Below are 22,512 nucleotides of genomic sequence, written 5' to 3' on the forward strand. Positions count from 1 at the left end.
CTCATTGATGAATCGAACTGAGCAGCAATGCAGCGACGGCAAACATGATGGCAAAGCTGCGATTTAAATATTTTTGCTGTTTTGGTGAGCGAAGTAAGCGCAGTACTTTCGCAGCAAGTCCTGTATAACCTGCCATCACAATTAAATCGATAGTGATCATTGTGAATGCCATAATTGCGTATTGTGGCCACTGTGGACGGTTCAAATCTAAAAATTGAGGTAATACTGCCAGTAAAAATACAATGGCTTTAGGATTACTCATATTCACCACAAAGCCATTTAACATCAGACTTCGGCGTGATTGATATATAGTTTCCTGCTTAATTTCAATATCTTGTATTGGTGCTATCCATTGTTTATAAGCCAAATAGAGTAAATAAATTACGCCAAACCATTTGACCACTAGAAATGCCCAAGAAGTCGTCGCAAAAAGTACACCAACTCCCGCTGCAACAATCAAAATTTGTAAGGCCAGAGCGAGCTGTAAACCGATCGCATTCGAGTAACCATGTCGAAAACCGTAGTTTAGACCACTCGACATAGAGGCAATCGCACCTGCACCCGGTGATATGCTAATCGCCCAGCATGCGAGCATGAATCCGAGCCAGATTTGAAAGGACATCGATGAAAACCGCTAAAAATAATGTGAATAGTATAGTTTTTGGAGTTAGGACTCTAGTTAAACTGGGGATATCCTGAAGGCAGCAAAACTATTGAGTTGAATAAGTCCAAATGTTTTTAATTTTTTATAAAAATCTCAAAGATGTAATTACTCTCTGAGATTTTACAGTTAAGAATTTTAATTTGATTTGGTTGCTTTTAAAACACCTATTGTCTCACACCCCAATGTTAAGGAAATACATTTTAGATTAATATTAAAAACCGCTTTAAATGGAGAAACTTTTCCATCTGTATAAGTTTTAACATTTGCAAGATACGTATACTGTCCTTTCTTAGCATCATATGTTACCTGATCACCCATAAGTAGATCTGTTTTCTCATCACCATCTTCACTGTCAGATAGTATTACGGGTATTTCAGTGAAATTATTATTTTTTATATTATATAAAAAAGCAGAGACCCTATTTCTTTTGAAAGGGATTTTAACATAGTTAACAGTACTTAACTCTCTCATTCTAAAAGCCAAAATATCTTTATCATGATATAGTAAGACTAAGTCAACATTAGATTGCAAAGGCACTGCCGTTCTTAAAACATCATATATATCTTTACCATTTAATATTTGAATACCGTATTTTTTTAACGTATAGTTAATGTTTTTTTTGTTTTATTAATATCACCAAAATCTCTCAACATAATCTTCAAATTAGGATTAATGGCAGAATATTTATTATATGCTCCTATATACTCTACAGGTGAGTTAACTTGAGTAGCATCTTGTAAATAATCATCCCAAAGGACATTTTCTTTGGCATTGCAAATATTAAAAAAAACACTATAAGCAATTATCATTGCTAGTAATTTTATAGATTTCATTATAACCTCAAAATCAATATGGTAAATTTGCATTTATAAATGGTATAGGATCAATCCTTCCATCCAATCCAACTCCTAATGTAGGAGCACTTCTAGCTTCAAAATGAAGGTGAGCGCCATTAGAAATTGTTGTCATTCCCTTTGCATTGCCTGTTGCACCAGTCTTTCCTATTATATCTCCAGTTTCTACTATAGGATCTTCCAAATTCACATTAATATCTGACAAATGAGCGTAAAAGAAGTAGATATATTGTTTTTTTGTAAGCTTGCTTTGAGCATATTTTTTTTGCTTTTCCGCTAAATCATTGATATCAACTTTTAAGACAATCACTTTACCATATGCGCCACCAGAATCTTGAGCAACAACAATTACTCCACCACATACAGCATATATTTTTGTATCAGGATTAGCCTGTAAATCAACACCCTGATGATTTTTAGTTCCATTATTTCTCACTTTACCAAAGGTAGCACCTTTCGCATTTGCTAATCCCGCTGTTCTTAATTTACATTGTAGTAAAGGATCATGCCACCCCTCATCACCACCAACAGTCTTTCCATCATTTTGAACTTGAGGTTTATTACTTTCACTCTTGGGTGCTGCTTGTTGAGTATTAGTAGTTTGTGAAGTTACTTTTTGCTCTTTAGGAATAGGTGCTGGTATTGGCTGTCCTTTTAATAGCTTAATAGTTTCTTCCATGCTTAAGTTTATTTTAGAAGTTTTATTCATATCAACAACATAGTTATAAATATCAATATGCCCATCAATATAGTTTCTTAACCATGCTCCATAAGCAGCTTTTGCATCACCTTTATACCTTTTCAAGAATTCTTCAGCCTGTTTAGCACCATTTTTTCCGAATTGAGTAAATAGTAATTTCCTTGCTCTTTCAGAATCCAAGGTATTCAATACAAAATTTCTCCCTCCTGTAGCTCCTTCATGGTGTAATAAATAAGCAAATTTTGCCATTGAGCTTGGCTCACTTAAATTCTGATAAGGAAGACCGGAAGTTTTAAAATTATTAATAGCATACGCAGCAGCAGCATCAATTGCCATTTCTGCATTGAATCGCAAATTTAATTTTTGCGCTTTAGTTAATTTTGGATTATTTTTCACATATTGACCAACTAGAGAACTTTGATCATTACACATAGCGAGCCATGTTCCGTCTAAGAATTGAGTTAATCCAGCAGCAGAACTAGAATCTGCTTTACTATTAACATTCCACTCCCCTGTTTTTTTTATTTTTGCTGCTTCGGCATCGATAACAGCTGCTAATGAATGTGCGGTGAAACCATGTCGCTTAGCAGCACTTACAATATAAGCTCTATATTTATTATTAAGTGGCTTTAATAAAAAATTATCTTCTGTAAATTGTGCAGCAATTATATGTGTACTATTACCAGCATCAGTTCGTTTCTGCTCTTGTCTTTCTTCAGGTAATTGATTTTTTTCTTTAGATGTTACTCTGTGGGGTTGATGAGGAGTTTTTGTACTCGATAGACTTTCAAGCACTGAGGAGACTCCATCGACTATCGGTTTACCCACCCTTTTCAAATTATTTTTAATTTCAGATACAGTCTCGTTAAGTAATCCTTCTTTTACATAATGTGATCCTTCGACTTTAATTTTTCTTGAAGTTAATTTTAATACTTTCCGGCCTAAGGGAAGCGTTTTATGGTCAGCAATTAAATCAAAGCTGCCATTTATATTTTTGAAGAATACTTTTAGCCCTTTAGAATGGTCTTCTATTCCTATATCATCAAATATGCCATTAGTTGTATTCTTTATAATTTTCTTGCCATCAAAATCCAATTGAATTGTAGCTTTTAAGATTGGTTTAAAAGAAAGATCCATTAAAACTATTTTTAATTGGGTTTCATATTTATGACCGCTACTAGATCCATCTTTTAAATGAATTTTCTGCCCTATTTTCAAGTTATGAATCATTCTGCTTGATAATGAGTTAATTCTCGCAAGCTCTTTTACTGTAATACGATGTTTTCTTGAGATTCCCCAAAGAGTATCACCAGATTTAACTATATAAACATTTGACATATAGACTTACCTATTGTTCCAAATCTTTTTTTTCAGCTTGCAAACCATGCTCACCAATTTCAAATTCATCGTCATTTTCTTCTTCGTATTTATCCTCATCATCAAAGATACTTGACCATTCATCAAAACCAATCAATGCTTCGTATCGTTTTGATTCTTCTTGCATTGATAAATTACTTTTCCCTGTTGAATTCGTTACCCCTTCCCAAATAATTTCTTTTTTATCTGGCTCATACATCTGTATTTTTGCATTTTCTATCCCCGTACCGGCTAAACTTGAGAATAAGAAATCAACAGCATACGGTCCTATTTTTGGTAATTCAGGAACCTCATATGAAACTTTAGCGCCACTCACAAACAAATGCTGACCAGCCTTACTCTCAAACTTACCACCTGTGGTTGAAAACACACCATCGGCATTAATTTTGAGTTGCGACCCACCCGCTGTTAGTACAATCTCTTTAGGACTGGTGATTTCAATCTTATCTTCAGTAGAAATCAGTTTAATCACCTTCTTGGCAATTGCTTCAATCGCATCGTCCTGCGCCTGCAACTCCAATTTCCCTTTTGCGGCATAAGCCCTAAAGCCCTTTTGTGCAGCAAACAAACTAATCTTATCCTGCGCATGTCCAATAATATTTTTCTGTGCGCTCAAATTAATTGAACCACTGGCACTCTCAGCAATATCCTGAGAGGCCTGTAAAATAATATTTTCAGGCGTAGTTAATGCAATTCCATTCGGTGATGCCAACAACATCAATGCCTGTCTAAAAATCTTGCCTTGTTCTTGTTGCTTGGCATCGGAACTACTTTCCAGACCTTGAGTATAACCTTCCATAAAGCCTTGTAATGAGCTCAATGCTTTAGATGGGGTAATTTCTAGCTTGCTACCTTTGCTAAAAGTCCCACAACTACTCATCAAGTCAAAGTCTTTAATATCGACATTGGCTAAAACTTTTCCAACTTCTTTAATACTCTCAAACGGGTTCTGCTGAATCCGATCTTTAATGCTGGCAAGCTTACCTTTAATAATATCAGCACCATTTTCTTCTACGTTTTCAATGAATTCTTTTAAGTTTTCTACCGCATCTTTGGCATCACTAAAGAATGCATTAAATTCTTCTACCGCGCTTTTGGCATCTCCACCAAGCGCACCAATATCCTCAATGAAACCACCGCAATCTTTAAGGGCATGGATAGGATCATTATTCATACCTTCTTTAAATAGACTTAAAGTGTTGTCAAGTGCTTGACCTGAAGTTTTAAGCTCTAATGATTGAATAAATTTTGGTAAGCGATTAATCACATTCAACGCATCAGTCTGCTGCTTTGCAGCAATTTCACTGAGCATTTTCATATTGTCATAGCCCTGTGACAATAATGATTGTGCTTGAGCCGCTTCCAAATGATCAGCAATCGCCTGTTCCTGTGCATAAGTACTAATCAGCATTCCCTTACCTGCACGCACAGCACCATATTGATCGGTTCTCAGTTCAAAACCTTCACCACGCCCTTGACTGATTTCTTGTTGTTTAGGGTGACTTAAATTACCCAGATTTAATTGACTGGCACCATGACTACTATGTAACTGGGTACTAATCTGTCCAGTAGTATCATCAAACCGAAGCTGGTTAAAGCCTGAGCCTGCGACTTCTTGTGAACGAATACCACTCAAATTTCGGGTTGCGGGCAATTGTCCTTTTACATCAAATTTTGTGGGTGAACGTTGCGCTTCATGGATTCGCCCCGTTACAAATGGTCGATCGACATCGCCATCAAAAAAGTCAATGACGACGAGTTCTCCTACACGGGGTAGAAATCTTGCGCCATATCCTTCGCCAGCCCACGGTGTCAGTACATCGACCCAAGCAGAGTCTGCGTCATTCTCATTGGCACCTGCGCCACCATCATGCGCATGATCCTGATCTCGGGTAAACAGAAAACGAACTTTGATTCGCCCCCATTCATCGACATAAATTTCTTCATTTTCTGGTCCAACCACACGCGCACGTTGTGGATAAACCGATGGTCGATGCTGCAAAGGTTGATATTCTGGGACAACTTTAATCTGGCGGCGTATTAGGGTTAGCTCATTGCCTTGGCGTTCATCCTTTTGCAATGAGGACAATGCCGTTCTGGACATTAAGCGTTCAAATTGTTGTTGAATATCTTTTGGCAAATTATTCTGGTTATAAAAGCGTTTTTCATAAATCAGAAATTGCCGATCACTTCCCGTGTGTTGGTCAATTTCTGGATGTCCTGTGAGTTCAAACCAGTAACCGACTTGGGTATCTCTTACCGTCGTTTGAGCTTTAAAATATTTAGCATGTATTTCCTGATAGGCGCTTAAATTTTGATTCAGCCGCTCAATCTGCTCCGAACCAGAAGGCGTTGCCTGATCGGCTCCAGTCAGATCTGAAGTCCATGCGGCACTCACAGACCAAGCCTGTTCAAGGCTTAGGCTTTCATTGTTATACTGATCGCTGTACAAATGCGCGCTTAATACGGAACCACTACCTTCATCCTGAGTCAGACCATCCGCTTGCCAACGTTGTACATAAGCCGCCGTTGATTGTAATTGGCGGTGTGCAATCAAACTGATCATACTGTCAAAATATTCTGTGGCATGGCTACGGTGAAAACGAATCACACGACGACTCATAGCAGCAAAATGTTGTTGATCATCGATCAAACGTAGTTTCTGTGACTCAATATCGTGTAGCGTATGTACAACAATATTGTTTTGTTCATCAATTAGCCAATTAATCCCCTCACTACGCCATAAACGGGTTAGAAAGTCATGATCCGTCTCATTATTTTGCATAGTAAAGGGACGAATATCATAGTTTTGACCAAGCCCACTCAAATCAAGCGTCAAACTTGCAGCAAATAAGCTGCTTTTAGCTTGCCACTCTTTAAATAAAATTTCCGTAATTTCGGGTACACTTTTATTCATAAAGACACGGCTATTTCGTCGTTTATGCCAAAGTGCGGTCGGGTCTTGTACAGTAAGTGTATAAAGGGTCAATGCACCATCACTCTGACCTTGACTGGCTTGTGTAATGATCCCTGAAGTTCGTGAAAATTGCCCCAGATCATTGATCTGGTCGACTGCGACCTGACAGCCAATAAATTGTTTTAGTGCAATGTGTGCATTATTTGACAAACATGTGAGCTGAAGATTTAAGCCATCATTGAGCGCATGATGCCCGTCAATACGCTGTAAAAAAACCTGAGTATTGAGTAAGGCGTGACTAAATTGCACATGGATGGCGCGTTTTAAAGTGCCAAAACCCGCCTGTTCCAAAATACTATAAATATTATTTAACATCATCTTTCTTCATTTTTAGTTTTATTGATATCAATCGCGCGTAAGTTTAAAAAATACAGACCGTATCGTCTAGTTGTTTTTTATTTTTATTCCATAAAAAAAGAGCCGAAGCTCTTTTTGTGAATGTAGCGACTTTAATCACTAACCTTCATTAAAAAGGTACGCGCTTATAAGTACGATATTCAGGTTGCCAAAACTCTTTTTCGATATTGCTTTGAATTTGCTCATCGGTTAATGGCACTGCAACACCATCCGCTATCGCCGCTTGCGCAACTTTTAATGCAATCACACGCGAGACATTTTGAATATCTGCAATCGGTGGAAGTAAATCGGCCTCGGCATTTTTCAATAATGGCGAACAATCTGCCAATGCATTACTAGAGGCCATGAGCATATTTTCTGTCACGCGCTTAGCACCCGAAGCAATCACGCCCAAGCCAATCCCTGGAAAAATATAGGAATTATTACACTGCGCAATATGATACAAGCGCCCTTGATAATTGACTGGAGTAAATGGACTCCCTGTCGCAATCAATGCCTGACCATTGGTCCATTGAATGATATCAGCAGGCACAGCTTCTACCCGTGAAGTTGGATTGGACAATGGCATCACAATCGGACGCTCACAGTTTGCATTAAGTGCTTCGATTACTTCCTGAGTAAATAATCCCGGTTGACCTGAAACTCCAATCAAAACGGTAGGTTTGGCATTCTTTACCACATCCAGTAAAGAAATCACATCTTCAACCTTGGCCCAATCGGAGATAACATCCGCCTTTTGTGCAAGTTTGCGCTGAAAATCCAGTAAATTTGGCTGGTTCTCTGTAATGAGACCAAAACGATCGACCATAAAGACTCGAGCAAGAGCCTCAGCATCGCTTAAACCCTCAGCCACCATTTGGGCAATAATTTGCTCCGCGATGCCGCACCCTGCCGAACCTGCCCCTAAAAAAGTGACAATCTGATCTTTGAGTTGTTTGCCCGCAGCACGACTTGCTGCAATTAAACTTCCCACTGATACCGCAGCTGTACCTTGAATATCATCATTAAAACAGCAGAATTTATCACGATATTTGGTCAATAAAGGCATCGCATTTTTTTGTGCGAAATCTTCAAACTGAATCAAGGCATGTGGCCAACGACGGCGAATTCCAGTTAAGACCTGATCGATAAAATCATAATATTCTTCGCCAGTAATTCGCGGTTCACGCCAACCCATGTATAAAGGATCATTGAGTAATTGTTGATTATTGGTTCCAACATCAATCGTGATCGGTAAAGTATAAGCAGGACTAATCCCCCCACATGCGGTATAGAGTGATAGCTTTCCGATTGGAATCCCCATCCCGCCAATACCCTGATCACCCAGTCCCAAAATACGTTCGCCGTCGGTAATCACAATCACTTTAACGTTACGACGATTAATATTTTGCAAAATATCATCAATGTGTTCACGGTCTGGATAAGACACAAATACCCCACGATGACGACGATAGATATCAGAAAAACGCTGACAGGCCTCACCTACTGTTGGTGTATAAATAATCGGCATCATTTCTTCTAAATGATCTTCGATTAAACGATAAAACAGGGTTTCATTAGTATCCTGAATATTTCGTAAATAAATGTGCTTATTGATCGCATCATTAAAAGCTGCGAACTGTTGGTAAGAGCGCTGACTTTGTTCTTCGATGGTTTCTATCACATGTGGCAGTAAACCATGTAAATTGAATTGGCCACGTTCTTGTTGGGAAAAAGCTGAGCCTTTATTGAGTAGCGGGAGTTCCAGAAGGGTAAAGCCAGCATAGGGAATATAAAGTGGATGTTTTTTTGCGGTGTTTTCAGCGGTCATTGCCTATCTCATTGTTCAGCTCAAGTGCCAAACGGTTATTCATTCAAATCATCGGTTCGATATAGCTTACGCGCTTTTTTAGCAAAATAGGTATTTCCAAAATTGATAGTCGAATAGATCACATTTTATGTTCAAATAGAATCTGGTGGGAGGTTTATGGCGCTTTTACATATCGTAGCGAATGAGATAAATACTTCTGGATATACTGAACATATTCTGAGCTTTTGATTCTATTGATTATAAATATGTTTATTGTAAAACCATCCTTTTTATCAATGTCTGGATTGGCGTTGATCCTTCTATTAACCGGCTGTCAAAGTGTTTCAAAAACAACCAATAAAGTTGGTTCATGGTTAGGCGTCAAGCCACCTGTTCCCAGAGTCGATGCCAACGGCATTGTTGATCTTAGTCAAACCACCCTGAATCAACTGGAACAATTCAATGCAAACATGCCCAAAAATCAATGGGTTTATATGAAAAATAAAACACAGGATATCTATATCCTACAAAATAAATCTGATGATCAATCTATTTTATCATTTCGTTTTAACTGTCAATTGAGCAATCAGAAACCAACCTTTTATTTATACAATGCCAAAGGTGAGCAAATCTTGAGCACATACGATGATAAACTTGGACAAATTCAATTTCTTCTCGATAATAAAAACTATTTAAATCCTTTTAATCTGTATTCCAGTCAAAAACTTGAGACCTTTAAAAAAGAGCTCGCGACAGCCAAGACCATCAAAATTTATCATGCAGGACATTTATATCGCTTTGAAAATCAACATGCTGAGTTACTCAGTAAACCTGTTTCTTGTCAGGAATAATCCAAAATAAAAGATTGGATCAAATCCCTCTCAGCATTCATTAAAATTAAATCGGTGGTGAAATCAAACAGCCTCACCTAAAGCGGACAAAATTTGCTATATTGAGCGTTTTTCCGCGAACATTCGTTTTAGATAGATATGAATACCGCCATACAAGCAGCTCTTGATCATGCCGTGCAATCTCTTCAACAAGCAGGGATTCTTCCTTCGGATTGGACTAACAACAGTGTGTTAACCCGAACCAAAGACCGAAGTCATGGTGACTTTGCTTCCAACATTGCGATGGTTGGAGCAAAAGCTGCGGGTATGAAACCACGTGATTTGGCTGAAAAAGTATTGGCACATCTGCCAGAAGTCGCAGACATTACTAAAGCTGAAATTGCAGGTCCAGGGTTTATCAACTTTTTCTTAAATGCAGATCAGCGTTACGCTGTACTCGACCAAATTCAGGCACAAAAAGATCAATTCGGTCGTAGTCAGGCCAATGGCGCACAAAAAATTCAGGTGGAATTTGTCTCTGCCAATCCAACTTCAAGTCTGCATGTCGGACATGGTCGCGGTGCCGCTTATGGTATGACTGTAGCGAACTTACTAGAAGCGACGGGTGCCAAAGTTGATCGTGAATATTATGTCAATGATGCAGGTCGTCAAATGGATATTTTGGCGACTTCGACTTATTTACGTTATCTTGAATTACTTGGACAAAACCTTGTTTTTCCTAAAAATGCCTATCAAGGTGATTACGTCAAGGAAATTGCACAAAGCATTATCAACAAAGACGGCGATGCATATGTTCGTGCGGTAGCCAATGTTTATCGCGATGTGCCAGAAGATGTGCAATATGCCGCTGAACTGGATGCCGAAGGCAATAAAGTGGTTCTCTCTGGTGATAAAGAAAAACATATTGATGGGCTGATTGCCAATTCACAGCAGTTACTCGGCGAAGGATATCGTGTTTTTCATCAGGCCGCGCTAAAAGCCATTTTAGATGACATTAAAGATGATCTTGCCGATTTTGGTGTGACTTTTGATCGCTGGTTCAGTGAAGCATCATTGGCGGATAAAATTGAAGAAGCCTTACAAACCCTAGATCAACGTGGTTTTCTCTATGAAAAAGACGGCAATATCTGGTTTAAATCGACTGAATTTGGGGATGAAAAAGACCGTGTTGTGAAACGCCGCAATGGGCAAACCACATATTTTGCATCTGACATCGCCTATCATTTAGATAAATTACAACGTGGTTATACCCATATCGTGGATATCTGGGGTTCAGATCACCACGGTTATATCGCACGTGTAAAAGCTGCGATTGATGCGATGGGTTATGACTCTGCCAAACTTACGGTACTTCTAGTTCAGTTTGTAAGTTTATGGCGTGGTGGTGAAATGGTACAAATGTCCTCGCGTTCAGGTCAGTTTGTGACTTTACGTGAACTCCGTGAAGAAGTCGGTAATGATGCAGCCCGTTTTTACTATGTGATGCGTAAATCTGAGCAACATATTGACTTCGACTTGGATCTTGCAGTATCACAAAGCAAGGACAATGCGGTGTATTACATTCAATATGCGCATGCGCGAATCTGTCGTATGCTAGAAAAAGCAGCGACCAGCGCAGTGAATTTTGATGCTGTTCAGGCACGTCAATATGCGTCACGTCTGGAACTGGACGCTGAAACAGAAATTCTATCGAAACTGGCTGCCTATCCAGATATTATTGTACGTGCGGCAAATGCTTACGAACCGCATCAAATTGGTAATTATTTGAAAGAGTTAGCAGCATTATTCCACGGCTGGTACAATGAGCATAAAGTGTTAAATGATGATGCAGAACTCACTCAAGCGCGTCTTTTGTTGTCCGTCAATGTACAACAAGTGTTGCGTAATGGTTTGGAATTGCTTGGTGTATCTGCGCCAGAATCAATGTAAATCATCTATTGTTTGACTTGTAGCTCAGACCAATTCCTGTTTTTGGTCTGACGACCTAATTTGAAGAGGATTTCACGTGTTTGGAAAAACGCAGCGCGGTGTATCTGAGCGACCAAATAAACCCAAAAAATCACTGATTCCAAAGTGGTTAGGTACATTGGTGGCTATTTTAGCTCTGATGTGCATCGCCGTGGTGTTGATGCTTTGGAAACCGTGGAAGCCTGTTTCAACTAAAAATGAAGTAACTTCGCCGCATTATCAGGAAGAAGAAACCAATCATGACTATCGTTTCTACGATCTGTTACCACAGCAACAAGTTACGCCGATTCCTGAGCAAGCAGTACCCGAGACTAAGCCGCAGCAACCTGTGGTGATTGTAGAAGCGCCAAGTGAAGCCAGCGCGCCTGTGAGCAATGATCCTGCTGCCGCGGTTGCCGCTGAAGAAAATCCACCACAGCCACATCAAGCATCCTTTATCTTACAAGTGCGTAGCTATCCTGACCCTGACAGCGCTGATGCACGTCGCGCAGAAATCATTTTGAATGGTTTGTCTGCCGATGTCGTCAAAAGTGTCGAAAATGGCAAAATATGGTATCGCGTGGTTTCTGGCCCATATGATTCACAAGATGCAGCTGTTGCTGCGCAGCAAACCTTGCAACACAGTGGGATTGATTCTATTGTGGTGAAGCGTTAATACCTTCATAGCATCAAAAAAGAACGCTGATTGCGTTCTTTTTTATCTCAAATGTTTTGATCAAATGCTTACCAGCCCCAACATGTTCCCGTAGTCGGTTTACCACATTCACGATAATGTACCGCATACCAAACACTGCCACCCGATCGTGGTGTGCCATCTTTTTTGACTTCATCTCGATTCAATTCATCAAAAGTACTGATCGCATTGGCGGTCACAGAGCCTTTATCTGCATTTTTTTGCAGGTTTAAGCTTCCCAGACTTTTTGCCGTCTGGCTCTGATAAATCACAGTTTCTGGTGCTGTTGTACCGATCAATAAAGCATAGTTGGCAATTGCTGCGGTATAACCTGTGGCACTACCCGACAAAGTTAAATCCTTTTTGATGCTAGTGCTTGCCAGTACATCTGCCCCGCCATATATTTTCGCATCAAGATGATAAAAGCTTAAAGGTTGCACCATCCCTGTTTTAACCTGAGCTTCTAACCAGTCTTGCCATAAAAACTCCAGAAAGTCGGTGGCATTGTCAGGTTTGCTATAGCCAATATCTCGGACAAAATACATCAATGAACGATACTGATTTTCTTCCATACCCGTTGGATTGGTTGCTGATTTAAGCCCCAAATTTTTTGGTAATTGTTGATATGTAATGCTTTGGTTTTGTCCATTGCGCAACCATGCACGACCATTGGCGACCATTTTTGTCCAAAACTCATCTGCTGTTTTGAGAGAGCTATAATTATCAACCACGCGCACCCAAACTTTCAGCGTTTCACCACCATCGGGTAATTCACGTAACTGGGTCATGGTATGATGCCCATCGGTCAGGTACAAACGACCATCGTAGCCAACCACGACCGTTTTCAAATCAGCAGTTTCTGTTGCTGGTTGTTCGGCACAACCAAAGCTATCGAGTTGTTTTAAATTTGCTGCTTTGAGTTGCTCCATGCTGCTGAAGTCATCGCGGCTTTTGGCACCAATTGCTTCACAGTAATCACTGAATTTTTTGCCTATGGTTTTATTGAGATAAGAAAGCTGATTGGTTGGATCCGCTTGCCAAGTCTGACGATTCCAATCGCCTTGCCAACGACCTAATTTATAATAAATCTGATCATAGCCCACTGCGCCTTGAGTCGGAATCAGATCAGCAATCTGAGCCTGAAGAATATCGCCAGCTTTGGCATTTAAAAAGCGTTGATCGCGCTGATCTTGCGGCTGAGTCGACGGCGTGTTCTGGCTTTGATCATCATTTGAATCATTGCACGCTGTTAATGCGAAAACCGCACAAATCCCCAGAGACAATATTGTCATATTTTTAGTCATCAATTTCATAAAACATCAATCATCTAAAGCTTATTTGAAAAGACGCATATTGACGAGAAAATATTCAAAATAAATGACAAATTTCATTTTGATTGATGTTTTAAAATATAACAAGCATTGCCATGCTGCATCAGTTTGTCAGCAGGCAATATGGTTGGCTATCAAAACTGCCTTTATTCAATTCCTTTTTGTTTGGCACGTTGAAAAGCAGGACGAGATTGAATCCCAGTAAGAAAAGCCTGAATATTCGGATATTGGCCTGTGGTACGGGTTAAAATAGCTTCAAGTGGAAAACTCATCTGAATATCAGCAAAGCTAAACTGACCAGCAAAATAATCATGTTGAGATAAATATTCCTCTAAAAAAGCAATATGATCTTTTAAACGTGGACGAATAAAGCCAGCTTTAATGCCATCGGTAATTTTATTGGCAATCGGACGAATGATAAAAGGTACATTTCTACCCACATTGTTCATGACCAACTGAAACACCAATAATGGCATCAGTGAACCTTCGGCATAATGCATCCAATATAAATATTGAAAAGCATCTTCATCATTTTGTGGCTTAAACTGATTTTGCAAATCGTATTTGCTTTGTAGATATTCCAAAATCACCGCAGACTCTGCAATCGCACGATCATCATCCTGTAAAATGGGTGCCTTGCCCAAAGGGTGAATCTGTTTCAGTTCAGGTGGCGCAGCATAGGTCGGTAAGCGTTTGTAATATTGAATTTGATAGTCTTGTTGTAGCTCTTCTAAAGCCCATAAAATCCGAAAAGAACGCGATTGTTCCAGATGATGTAAAGTCAGCATATTGTTCTCTATTTCTCGCCAAAATTTTAAATTGATTAATCGCATTCAGCCCATGAGCATTGCATGGGCTGAATTGTAAAATCATGAGATTGCAACAGAATTAAGCTAAGGTGGTTTTGATTTCCACACTGCGTAATAAGGTCTTGGTTACTGGTGTTTTACTACAGACATTTAACACTTTTTCCTGCATTTCTTCAGATAATGGATTTTTAAAAGTCACACGACGTTCGATCCATTCCTGTTGTTCCTTATTCATAAAAAAATCAACTTCGACGCTAAACTCACCAAAATCCATTTCTTTATGCTGTGCATACATACGCAAGGTAATCATAGTACATGACGCCAAACTTGCTGTTAGAAAGTCATAAGGTGCTGGCCCCGTATCATGACCACCAAAAGATTCAGGTTTATCGGTAATAAAATGGTGTTTACCGCTGGTGACTTCACCTTTCCACGGTGCTGGATCGGTTTTAACAACGCTACGTGCAATCACACTCATTTGGATGCTCTCATTTGATCAGGAAATGTTGGGGCTTCAAGACGTGGACCATCATAATCTGGAATTTCGCCGAAGCGTGCATCATGATTGACCCATTGCTCACGTGCTTCGCGTAGTCCTTCCGTGGTGCGACCGACAAGATTCCACCACAGTAAAATCGGAGTTTCAAAAGGTTCACCACCAATCAGTAATACACGATGCCCTTCTGGAATATCAATCTCAATATGTTCAACCCCTGGCTCTAATACCACCAGATTGTCCTGATTCAACTCATGTCCATTTACCCAAGCATGACCTTCTAATGCTAAAAAGCCATATTCAAATTTTGGATTGAGTGGAATACGAGTCTTCGCATCTGCCTGAGCGGTCATATCGATGCCGACCAATGGCGTATGTACCGCCACAGGTGAGCTTTGCCCCATAAACTCACCGACCAATACGGTAAATTCAACCTGATCCTGTTGTGTTGTTGGTAATACAGGATAGTGATCAAACTGTGGAGGCATATTGAGTTTGTCATCAGGCAAGGCAATCCAGAGCTGTGCCGCATGCATTTTAGTTTCAGTATCTGGCGCCACTTCAGTATGGGAGATACCATGTCCAGCAGTCATCAGATTAACCTGATACGGGCGAATTAATTGCTTGGTGCCTAAACTATCGGTGTGCATCATAGTGCCTTCAATCATCCAAGTAAAGGTTTGCAAACCTGTATGCGGATGAGGCCCAACATCCAATCCATCGCCTTGTGGAAAAGTTACGGGACCTGCATGATCCAGAAAACACCATGCACCGATCATGCGTTTTTGCCGACTGGGTAAAGCACGTTTAATCACGGTTCCTTTACCAATTTCTGCGCTGCGAATTTGAAAATCCTGAATAAATTGATTGATGTAACTTTCACAATCCTGTGAATCTGAGATTTCCGTATAATTGGTATTGGTCATTATCTTTGTCCTGATGTGTGCTTAAATCATATGAATGGCTAGCCAAACTGAGCGCTGCGCTTGCTGATCAAAATGCTATTCACCACTTGGATACGCTTAAAATTCAGAATAACGTGTCTCAGAGCATTGTTGTTTTATCATTGCGTAAACAGCGCGTTCTAAACCAACTGTTTGTTAGCTTTCATAAATGACTTATCTTACTGATTATGTTTATATTACCAAACTTAATTCAAGATTCTATGCACAACTTTAAGACAGTGTAGTGCTATTTTTAAGACAATCCTTGTCAAAGCCGTACTCAAAGATTATTTGGACTGCGGAATCTGACTTTTCATGTGTTTCATAAAATCACGGAAATGCGGTGCAAACTCTGCAAATAAAGGATGATTACGCTGCTCTAACATCACTTCACTAAATAGTTTGAGCCCAACCGCAAAGGATTGTGTGGTTTGCTCGTCAAAGAATGCTGCGCTTTTTAATTTTTCTACAATCTGAAAAATATCATCATGATTGCGTGTATAAAACTCAAGTTTTTCAGCATAAGTTGATACCTCACCTTTGGCATCTTTTAAATGTTGAACAGTGACAAAGTATTGATGTTGTTTCATAGATCAATTCCAATTCTATTTTAAAATTAAATACTTTCCCGAATTTCAAGTTGCATCACCTCTACTTGAAATTGTTGAAAAACCGCTTGTAAGGACTGTAAAAACTGCGTTTGTTTCGCCTGCGTTAAGGCCGCACACTGGATCTGGAGGAGCTGTTTTTTGCTACGATCAGGCAGGTTAAATTTTGTTTCTGCACGATGAAATTGATAGCTTGCAATTAAACCTACATCCACCAAATCGCTGACAACGCGATAAATTGTTGCCAAACTAAGTTGCTGGTGCTGGGCATGTAATTTTTGATAGATCTGTTTGATGTTTAAGTCATCAGATTGTTGTTCAAGTAAATTTAGGACTGAAACTCGTGAATGAGTAACTCTTAAACCCGCCTGTTTGAGTCGATATTGTGCGTCTAACATCTTAAAATCCTCCGTCATAAACGCCCGATTTCAACGGCTGCCTGATCGATCTTTTCCGCAATCTGATGAATCTGTTGTGAATTTAAATCTGCAACATTGAGTTTTAATCGCAAGGCCGTTTTCAGATTTTCCATCGCACGGTGTATATCAATCAGTTGATCATTGCCATGAATTTCGCGTCGAAAACGTAGCTTTTCCAGCAAAGCATTCAGCATGTCTTGCTGTTGGGTTAAATACACTTTTCCTTCTTCAGTAACTTGATATTGCTTACGCTCAGCATCGAGCAGTGCAATAAAATTCATGTCTTCAAGTGTCGTTAATGTCGGATAGATCGTACCTGCACTCGGGCTATAGTCTCCTCCGACTAAATCACTAATTTCTTTAATGATTTCATAACCATGTTTGGGGCTTTGCTGAATCAGATATAAAACCAAAAGTTTCATTCGACCTGCTTCAAATAGACGTCCACGACGGCCTGAACGTTGAGACATTTCAGAAGCTGGAGCATGCTCAAAATAATGATCGCTTGCATGTTTCATACTTATTTTTCTCAAATTGATTAATTTATGCATATTAAGATATATCTTAACTTATCTTTAATCAAGTTTAGATTTTATTTTTAGTTAAATTTAGTATTGACTTCCTTTTATAACCTAGTAATTTATATATAAAAATTATTAACTTACAATCAAATTAATAGGGGTTAAAATGTCTAAAATAAAGAAAATTGCAAATATTGATAATTTTGGGATTTTTAAAAGCTTTGATTGGGATTCAAATCTGAAATATCAGAATAAACAAGGACAAGATGAAATTTATAATTTTAAAGATATTAATATTCTCTATGGTCGAAACTACTCAGGCAAAACTAGTCTTTCTAAAATAATTCGTTCATTAGAGAAAAGAGTTATTCCCTCTAAATATGATCAACCTGAATTTAAAATTGAACTCTCAGATGGCTCAATAATTTCTCAAAATGATTTAGCCACTTTTTCTTACCCAATCCACTCATATAACTCTGATTTTGTAAAAGAAAATTTAAAGTTTATTCATGATGAAAATGCCACTATTGAATCATTCTCAGTAACTTTGGGTGGAGAAAATCAGCAAGTTTTAGATCGTATTCAAGAGTTAAAAAATGAGCTTGGTTCAAATATAGAAAATGCTGAAACGAATCTCCATTTAGCTATTAAGAATAAAGCTATAGAAGTTAAAAATGCTACGCAAATACATAAACAAGCCAATGACACTCTTGATACTCTTTTAAAGAACAAAGCCTCTGGAGGCCCTGACTCCATTCGTTCTCAACCAAATCTCTACGGTGATCAAGAATATAATGTTGGTAAATTGAAAAGAACTGACATTCCTTTAGTACTTAATTCAGATTATCAATCTTTAAATGAAGAAAAAGAATTAGAGTTACGCAATATTTTGAATCAACAAGAGCTAAACAATCCTCCTGAACTTTCAACTTACACATTAAATTTTCCATCTCTGATCAATTCAACAAATACAATCTTAAAAACGGTTGTTGGTAATTCTCAAAAAATTCAAGAGTTAATAAATACCCCTTCTTTAAACTCATGGGTACAAACAGGTCATTCTTTACATCTTGATCGTTCAACTTGCGCATTTTGTAATAATGAGATATCTGATAAAAGACGTAAAGAACTAGCACAACATTTTGACAAAGAATTTCAACTACTTCAGAATCGGATTTCTAAAGGTATTCAAAATTTAGATCAATTCTTAATTGGTAATGAATTAAGAATTGATCTGGATATTAACCATTATTATCAAAAATATCATATTGATCTTTTAGAGCTAAAAAATGAATTAAAGATATCTCTAAAAAAGCAAAAATCATCTATTACACATCTCAAAACATTACTCGAACAGAAAAAAGGAAGTCCCTTTACTGAATTAGAAGCTGAGTATCCACAAGATTATTCAACAGAAATCAAAATCACTCTTGAAAAAATTTCTCAAATTCGAAATTTATGTATCCAATTGACTAGTGAGCTAAAGACTCAACAAAATGAAGCTAAAAAAGCTTTACGACTAAGCCATATTTATCATTTTTTACAAGATGTCAATTATTCTCAGCGAAATACAGATATAGGTTTAGCGTTTGAAGCGATTGCCCCATTAGAAACAGAACTTGCATCACTTCAAACTCGAAAAACTACAATTAATATTGCAATAAAGAGTGAAGAAGATAAATTAAAATCGGAGGGTGAAGCTTGTACTCGTATAAACAATATTCTTAATCATGACTTTGGTCACCAATCATTAAGTTTAGAAGCTATTGAGAATCCCAATGCCCAAAATGTTCATTTTGAAATTCAACGCAATGGAACTAAAGCTCACAATCTCAGTGAAGGTGAGCAAAGCCTCATCTCATTTTGCTATTTCTTAGCGAAAATCCAAGATGACCTAGATCAGAATAATAAACCGATTATTTGGATAGATGATCCTATTAGTAGTTTAGATAGTAACCATATTTTCTTTATATATTCATTAATCGAAGAAAAAATATGTAACGATAAAAAATTTCTACAGCTTTTTATATCTACTCATAATTTGGAATTTTTAAAATATTTAAGAAGAATTAGCGGTGCTGAGCCTGATCGGTCTATTGGTTTTTCTAAAGAGGAAAATAGGAAAGCTAGTTATTTTTTAATTCAAAGACATGATAATTTTTCAACCATTCGGCAGATGCCTATTTATTTAAGTAAGTTTTTGACCGAATTCAATTTTTTATTTAATCAAATTTATCAGTGTGCAACAGTAAATCAGATTGATGATTCAAATTTCCATCTTTTCTACAATTTTGGAAATAATGCACGAAAATTTTTAGAAATTTATACTTTTTATAAGTTTCCATCTCCTACATATCAACTGGATGCCCAACTAAAGGCTTTTTGGGGAGAGCAAATTCACAAGAATTTGACTGATAGAATTCATAATGAATATTCACATATGACTGGCGTACTTGAACGTGGTGAAACCATTTCTGAACAACCTGAAATGCAAAAATCTGCTAAAGCGATTATTAATGTAAGCATCCAGTGAACCGCACTTGAATTCAAGCAGGCTTCCAGTTATGCGGCAGCAACTCTTCAATGTCTTTCATTTTATGCGTTGGTAACCTTCTAAGAACATCGGTTAAATAAGCATATGGATCAAGACCATTGAGCTTGGCGGACTGAATTAACGTCATGATATTGGCTGCCCGTTGACCACTTCGCAATGAGCCAGCAAATAACCAGTTCTTACGTCCCAAAGCCCATGGTCGCATTTGATTTTCCACCCAGTTATTACATATAGGCAAATGACCATCATCCAAATAACGGCTTAAGGCAGACCAACGTTTTAGACTGTAATTGATCGCTTTTGCCGTAGGCGAACTTGCTGGTACTTTGAGCTGATGTTGTTTGAGCCAATCATACAGTTGCTGCATGATTGGCTCACTGTCCTGTTGCCTTCGCTGTCGTCGTTGTTCTGCTGTACAGTCTGGAATGTCTCTTAATTCTGCTTCAATTCGGTAAAGCTGTTGAATCATTGATAACGCTTGCTCAGCAATCAAACTTTTACCCGTCACATGCAGCTCATGGAATTTACGACGGGCATGCGCCATACAACCCACTTCAATCATCTGACCTGAGGCAAAACGTGCCTTATAACCACTGTAATCATCACAGACCAGATGACCTTGCCAGCCTTTAAGGAAATCTTCGGCATGTTGACCTGATCGACTCGCTTGAAAGTCATACACGATCGCTTGAATCGAATTGTACTGTGTGGTGGCATAAGCCCAGACATAACCTTTCTTCGGTTTCTTCTCAGCAATCTGCATCACGGTCACAGGCGTTTCATCTGCATGAATCACCTGTTGTTGTAATATGATCTGTTTTAAAGCTTCTGCCAATGGCTCAAGTTCCACGCCGCAACGGCCCACCCAATCAGCTAAAGTGGATCGAGCCAAGTCTACGCCAGCTCGTTGGTAGATCAGTCTCTGACGGTATAAAGGTAAATGGTCCGCATATTTGCAAACCAGTACATGGCTGAGCAGTTCAGGGCTCGCAATGCCTTTATCAATCACATAAGCAGGCATCGGTTCCTGCTTGATGATTTCGCACTGATCACACACCCATTTGCCACGGATATGCTGCTCTTTCATAAACTGTGCGGATTTAAAGGTCAGTTTCTCACTGACATCTTCACCGATACGACGCAAAGTACAGCCACAAGTGCATACTATTGAGGCGGGTTCATGCTCTATACGAATGGTGGCGAGATGATCTGGCAGTGCTCGACGTTTAGGTTTGATTGCCTTGGTTTTATGGGTGTTGGGTTGATCCGCATTCAGTCGTTCCAATTCAAGATCAACGGCTGCGATGTCTTCTTCGACTGCTTCATCTAACAGGCTAATTTGTTTAGCTGTTAAGTGTTCATTCTTCTGAGCGAATTTATGTCGTTTAAACAGAGCAAGTTCATGCTCGTATTTTTGCGTGAGAATGGAAAGATGTTGAACTTTGGCATCTAGGTGTTGATTAGATTGTTCTAACTGTTGTTTTGATGCTTCAAGCTGCTGCTTATCTTCTACAAGTTGCCGATTCTGCACTGCCAACTGCTGGGTAAATTCCAGTAATTGTTCATGGGTCAGTTGGCTTAAATTAGGCAATATATTCATGACCGCAGTATGCCTGAGATCAGGTCAAGGAGGAAATAGATCCTTTGGAGGATGGCAAAATAGATCTATCTGGTTTAGAGCATATTGACCACCTGAGATTGTCCAATTCTCTGCCAGGCTAAACCCTGAATCAGTGCCTGTAATTGTTCTACACTGATACTCATTGTTTCACCCTGATGAATCTTAGCCCAGTGGAATTTCCCTTGTTCCAGCCGCCTTGCACAGAGCCAAATACCCAATCCATCATGTACCAATACTTTCATACGATGACCACGTTTATTACAGAACAGATAAGCACAATGCGGTTTGACACAGCCGAAGGCTTTAAGAACTTGAGCAAGTGAAGTATCTGTACCTGCTCGCATATCCATGGGCTGGGTAGACAACCATATTTCATCAATACGAATCATTTGATCAAGCCTTGCAGCAGACATAGCAATTCAGTTGTTGATTCCACAGGCCACTCGATTTCAATCATTTGATGTCTTACGGAATGTTGTTCCTCATGCAGTGGAATCCTGATATAGGCAGTAGCTTTCTCCTCTGGTACAGACGGCGGTGATGTCTCTTGTTTGACTGGCATCGGGTGAGCAATGACAGGAAGAAAGTCGGCCTGTGGGCTAGGCGGTCTTTTTAATGGAGGGGGCATTGATTCGGACTGGCGAATCCATTTATGCAGTAGATTGGCATTGATCTGATGTTGCATTGCAACCTTGGCCACAGATGTGTCTGGCTGCTGGCATTGTTGAATAAGCTTATTTTTAAATTCAGCTGTGAAGGTTCGGCGGGGCTTTTTTAGCGTCGGTGCACTGTCTGTAACTGTCTTTAAATCCATAAATAGGTGTCCACTAAAATTTAAGTGGACACTATCGGCATATACATGCGTTAGAAAAAGTGGGGTTCAGCGGACGCTTACTTATTAATAAAGTGCAACAAGAAGATATAGCACAATACAATGCATTATTAGAGAGTATAGACATAACTATTACTAATGACTCGCTGCATCCGACCAATCAAACA

General features: G+C 38.9%; 18 protein-coding genes and 1 pseudogene. 4 read left to right on the plus strand and 15 right to left on the minus strand.

The window, feature by feature from the left end; translation table 11 throughout:
• Position 1: 1 nt before the first annotated feature.
• The 5 genes and pseudogenes from F944_RS01205 to F944_RS01225 form a co-directional block, all read right to left on the minus strand.
• Positions 2 to 622, minus strand: a complete 621-nt coding sequence (locus F944_RS01205; protein ID WP_004985646.1) for a LysE family transporter — start codon at positions 620 to 622, stop codon at positions 2 to 4.
• 177 nt (positions 623 to 799) lie between these two features.
• Positions 800 to 1,497, minus strand: a pseudogene (locus tag F944_RS17215) (hypothetical protein).
• Positions 1,498 to 1,510: 13 nt separating this feature from the next.
• A complete protein-coding gene (locus tag F944_RS01215; protein ID WP_004985651.1) occupies positions 1,511 to 3,556 on the minus strand; it encodes a peptidoglycan DD-metalloendopeptidase family protein in 2,046 nt (681 codons plus the stop codon).
• A 10-nt stretch (positions 3,557 to 3,566) separates the two neighbouring features.
• Positions 3,567 to 6,887 (minus strand): type VI secretion system Vgr family protein, encoded by a 3,321-nt coding sequence (locus F944_RS01220; RefSeq protein WP_004985653.1) that lies wholly within the window; start codon positions 6,885 to 6,887, stop codon positions 3,567 to 3,569.
• A 151-nt stretch (positions 6,888 to 7,038) separates the two neighbouring features.
• Positions 7,039 to 8,739, minus strand: coding sequence for an NAD-dependent malic enzyme (locus tag F944_RS01225; RefSeq protein WP_004985662.1), 1,701 nt, complete (start codon positions 8,737 to 8,739; stop codon positions 7,039 to 7,041).
• Between the two features lie 275 nt (positions 8,740 to 9,014).
• Here F944_RS01225 and F944_RS01230 point away from each other — a divergent pair, with 275 nt between their 5' ends.
• From F944_RS01230 to F944_RS01240, 3 genes are all read left to right on the plus strand, one after another.
• Positions 9,015 to 9,569: a hypothetical protein gene (locus F944_RS01230; protein ID WP_004985664.1), complete on the plus strand. Its 555-nt coding sequence runs from the start codon at positions 9,015 to 9,017 to the stop codon at positions 9,567 to 9,569.
• A gap of 138 nt (positions 9,570 to 9,707) precedes the next feature.
• Positions 9,708 to 11,498: an arginine--tRNA ligase gene (argS, locus tag F944_RS01235; protein ID WP_004985667.1), complete on the plus strand. Its 1,791-nt coding sequence runs from the start codon at positions 9,708 to 9,710 to the stop codon at positions 11,496 to 11,498.
• 76 nt (positions 11,499 to 11,574) lie between these two features.
• Complete coding sequence (locus F944_RS01240; protein WP_004985671.1) at positions 11,575 to 12,192, plus strand: SPOR domain-containing protein; 618 nt, start codon at positions 11,575 to 11,577, stop codon at positions 12,190 to 12,192.
• A 68-nt stretch (positions 12,193 to 12,260) separates the two neighbouring features.
• Here F944_RS01240 and F944_RS01245 read toward each other — a convergent pair whose 3' ends face one another.
• The 7 genes from F944_RS01245 to F944_RS01275 all read right to left on the minus strand — a co-directional run bounded on the left by F944_RS01245 (position 12,261) and on the right by F944_RS01275 (position 17,335).
• The gene (locus F944_RS01245) at positions 12,261 to 13,523 is read right to left on the minus strand and encodes a ParB/Srx family N-terminal domain-containing protein (protein WP_004985673.1); all 1,263 of its coding nucleotides are present in this window, start codon (positions 13,521 to 13,523) and stop codon (positions 12,261 to 12,263) included.
• Between the two features lie 164 nt (positions 13,524 to 13,687).
• On the minus strand, positions 13,688 to 14,329 hold the full coding sequence (locus F944_RS01250; RefSeq protein ID WP_004985675.1) for a glutathione S-transferase: 642 nt from the start codon (positions 14,327 to 14,329) through the stop codon (positions 13,688 to 13,690).
• Between the two features lie 100 nt (positions 14,330 to 14,429).
• On the minus strand, positions 14,430 to 14,828 hold the full coding sequence (locus F944_RS01255; RefSeq protein WP_004985679.1) for an OsmC family protein: 399 nt from the start codon (positions 14,826 to 14,828) through the stop codon (positions 14,430 to 14,432).
• Positions 14,825 to 15,772 carry a pirin family protein gene (locus tag F944_RS01260; protein ID WP_004985681.1) on the minus strand — a complete coding sequence of 316 codons (948 nt, stop codon included), beginning with the start codon at positions 15,770 to 15,772 and terminating at the stop codon, positions 14,825 to 14,827. Before F944_RS01260 ends, F944_RS01255 begins: the two co-directional genes overlap by 4 nt.
• Positions 15,773 to 16,077: 305 nt before the next feature.
• Positions 16,078 to 16,380 carry a DUF3861 domain-containing protein gene (locus F944_RS01265; RefSeq protein WP_004985683.1) on the minus strand — a complete coding sequence of 101 codons (303 nt, stop codon included), beginning with the start codon at positions 16,378 to 16,380 and terminating at the stop codon, positions 16,078 to 16,080.
• 26 nt (positions 16,381 to 16,406) lie between these two features.
• Positions 16,407 to 16,796, minus strand: coding sequence for a Fur family transcriptional regulator (locus F944_RS01270; protein WP_004985684.1), 390 nt, complete (start codon positions 16,794 to 16,796; stop codon positions 16,407 to 16,409).
• A gap of 14 nt (positions 16,797 to 16,810) precedes the next feature.
• The gene (locus F944_RS01275) at positions 16,811 to 17,335 is read right to left on the minus strand and encodes a PadR family transcriptional regulator (protein ID WP_004985686.1); all 525 of its coding nucleotides are present in this window, start codon (positions 17,333 to 17,335) and stop codon (positions 16,811 to 16,813) included.
• 169 nt (positions 17,336 to 17,504) lie between these two features.
• On the opposite strand from F944_RS01275, the gene F944_RS01280 reads away from it, so the two are divergent.
• The gene (locus F944_RS01280; RefSeq protein ID WP_004985688.1) at positions 17,505 to 19,871 is read left to right on the plus strand and encodes an AAA family ATPase; all 2,367 of its coding nucleotides are present in this window, start codon (positions 17,505 to 17,507) and stop codon (positions 19,869 to 19,871) included.
• Between the two features lie 13 nt (positions 19,872 to 19,884).
• Here the strand turns inward: F944_RS01280 and tnpC are convergent, their stop codons facing one another.
• From tnpC to tnpA, 3 genes are all read right to left on the minus strand, one after another.
• Positions 19,885 to 21,492: an IS66 family transposase gene (gene tnpC / locus F944_RS01285; protein WP_004985690.1), complete on the minus strand. Its 1,608-nt coding sequence runs from the start codon at positions 21,490 to 21,492 to the stop codon at positions 19,885 to 19,887.
• 74 nt (positions 21,493 to 21,566) lie between these two features.
• Entirely contained in the window at positions 21,567 to 21,902 is a 336-nt protein-coding gene (gene tnpB, locus F944_RS01290; protein WP_004985691.1) for an IS66 family insertion sequence element accessory protein TnpB, read from the minus strand.
• Positions 21,899 to 22,327: an IS66-like element accessory protein TnpA gene (gene tnpA / locus F944_RS01295; RefSeq protein WP_004985693.1), complete on the minus strand. Its 429-nt coding sequence runs from the start codon at positions 22,325 to 22,327 to the stop codon at positions 21,899 to 21,901. Before tnpA ends, tnpB begins: the two co-directional genes overlap by 4 nt.
• Positions 22,328 to 22,512: the final 185 nt, after the last annotated feature.

Source organism: Acinetobacter ursingii DSM 16037 = CIP 107286 (genome assembly GCF_000368825.1).
In the GTDB taxonomy this organism is placed as follows: Bacteria; Pseudomonadota; Gammaproteobacteria; order Pseudomonadales; family Moraxellaceae; genus Acinetobacter; species Acinetobacter ursingii.

Coding starts and splice junctions, on each gene's coding strand:
- F944_RS01205 (WP_004985646.1), bottom strand. CDS start 622: ATGTCCTTTCAAATCTGGCTCGGATTCATGCTCGCATGCTGGGCGATT.
- F944_RS01215 (WP_004985651.1), bottom strand. CDS start 3,556: ATGTCAAATGTTTATATAGTTAAATCTGGTGATACTCTTTGGGGAATC.
- F944_RS01220 (WP_004985653.1), bottom strand. CDS start 6,887: ATGTTAAATAATATTTATAGTATTTTGGAACAGGCGGGTTTTGGCACT.
- F944_RS01225 (WP_004985662.1), bottom strand. CDS start 8,739: ATGACCGCTGAAAACACCGCAAAAAAACATCCACTTTATATTCCCTAT.
- F944_RS01230 (WP_004985664.1), top strand. CDS start 9,015: ATGTCTGGATTGGCGTTGATCCTTCTATTAACCGGCTGTCAAAGTGTT.
- argS (WP_004985667.1), top strand. CDS start 9,708: ATGAATACCGCCATACAAGCAGCTCTTGATCATGCCGTGCAATCTCTT.
- F944_RS01245 (WP_004985673.1), bottom strand. CDS start 13,523: ATGAAATTGATGACTAAAAATATGACAATATTGTCTCTGGGGATTTGT.
- F944_RS01250 (WP_004985675.1), bottom strand. CDS start 14,329: ATGCTGACTTTACATCATCTGGAACAATCGCGTTCTTTTCGGATTTTA.
- F944_RS01255 (WP_004985679.1), bottom strand. CDS start 14,828: ATGAGTGTGATTGCACGTAGCGTTGTTAAAACCGATCCAGCACCGTGG.
- F944_RS01260 (WP_004985681.1), bottom strand. CDS start 15,772: ATGACCAATACCAATTATACGGAAATCTCAGATTCACAGGATTGTGAA.
- F944_RS01265 (WP_004985683.1), bottom strand. CDS start 16,380: ATGAAACAACATCAATACTTTGTCACTGTTCAACATTTAAAAGATGCC.
- F944_RS01270 (WP_004985684.1), bottom strand. CDS start 16,796: ATGTTAGACGCACAATATCGACTCAAACAGGCGGGTTTAAGAGTTACT.
- F944_RS01275 (WP_004985686.1), bottom strand. CDS start 17,335: ATGAAACATGCAAGCGATCATTATTTTGAGCATGCTCCAGCTTCTGAA.
- F944_RS01280 (WP_004985688.1), top strand. CDS start 17,505: ATGTCTAAAATAAAGAAAATTGCAAATATTGATAATTTTGGGATTTTT.
- tnpC (WP_004985690.1), bottom strand. CDS start 21,492: ATGAATATATTGCCTAATTTAAGCCAACTGACCCATGAACAATTACTG.
- tnpB (WP_004985691.1), bottom strand. CDS start 21,902: ATGATTCGTATTGATGAAATATGGTTGTCTACCCAGCCCATGGATATG.
- tnpA (WP_004985693.1), bottom strand. CDS start 22,327: ATGGATTTAAAGACAGTTACAGACAGTGCACCGACGCTAAAAAAGCCC.